1 protein-coding gene is annotated in these 1,038 nt (G+C 74.4%); it reads right to left on the bottom strand.

Annotation, left to right across the window (positions count from 1 at the left end):
* Positions 1-91: 91 nt before the first annotated feature.
* A partial coding sequence (locus ABZ570_RS34035; protein ID WP_358072308.1) for a D-alanyl-D-alanine carboxypeptidase occupies positions 92-1,038 on the bottom strand: 947 nt, incomplete at its 5' end.

The following is a 1,038-nucleotide window of genomic DNA, read 5'->3' as shown; positions in this document are numbered from 1 at the left end:
CGGGCACCCCGAGGTCTACATCATCGCGCTGCCGTTCTTCGGCATCATCTCCGAGCCACCCTTCCCGGACGGCTTGCCCGCCCCGGACGCCCTACCCCTGGCCGGCTCGTCGCCGCGCGCCGACGCGCCGCCAGGAGATCGCCAGGGCCAGCACGACGACGGCGCCGAGGCCGGCCGGCAGCGAGTACCGGGACCACTGCGTGGCCCCACCCGGGCGATCGCCGCGCGCGTCGGCGACGTGCTCGTCCTTCTTCTCCTCCGGGGTGACGAGACGGCCGACGGACGCGTCGGGCGCGAGGCCGAAGCCCCAGTTGAGCAGGGCTGCCGCCTCACCGAGACTGCCCAACGGCGCGGTCTCCGCGCCGAGCAGGGCCACGGCGAGCCGCCGCCCGTCGCGTTCCGCCACACCGACGTACGTCTGCCGGGCCAGGTCGGTGAAGCCGGTCTTGCCGCCGACCGTCCCCGGGTAGGCGTCCAGCAGCGTGACATCGTGGTTGAGCACGAGCGACGGCGTGCCCGAATCTCCCGCTATCTGCGCCACCCTGGTGCCGATGTACCGCTGGAAGTCCGCCCGGGCGAACGCCGCCCGCGCGATCAGCGCGAGGTCGTACGCGCTGGTGTACTGACCGGGGCCGTCCAGGCCGGACGGCGTCGCGGCATGGGTCTGGTTCGCGCCCAGCCGGTGCGCCTCGTCGTTCATCGCCTGCACGCCGCCCTGCCGGCCGGCGCTGCCGCCGCCGACCCGGGCCAGCACGTTGGCCGCGTCGTTGCCCGATTTCAGCAGCAACCCCAGCCACAGGCTCTCGATCGAGTACCGACCACCCGCGACCACTCCCATCAGCGAACTGGTCGGGTCGAGATCGCTCAGGTCCTCCCGCCGCACCTCGACGACCCGGGCCGGGTCGAGGCGCGGCATCAGGGTCGCCGCCAGCAGCAGCTTCTGCACGCTGGCGGGCGCCCGGTGCTCGTGGGGGCCGCACCCGCGGCGGCGACCTCCCACAGCCGCTGGGCGGTCGCGTCGTGCTCGACGCCGAGCCG

The sequence above is a fragment of the Micromonospora sp. NPDC007271 genome (genome assembly GCF_040634005.1).
GTDB lineage: Bacteria > Actinomycetota > Actinomycetes > Mycobacteriales > Micromonosporaceae > Micromonospora.
Note: the sequence above shows the minus strand (reverse complement) of the source record. Positions and strands in the feature narration are given on the sequence as shown.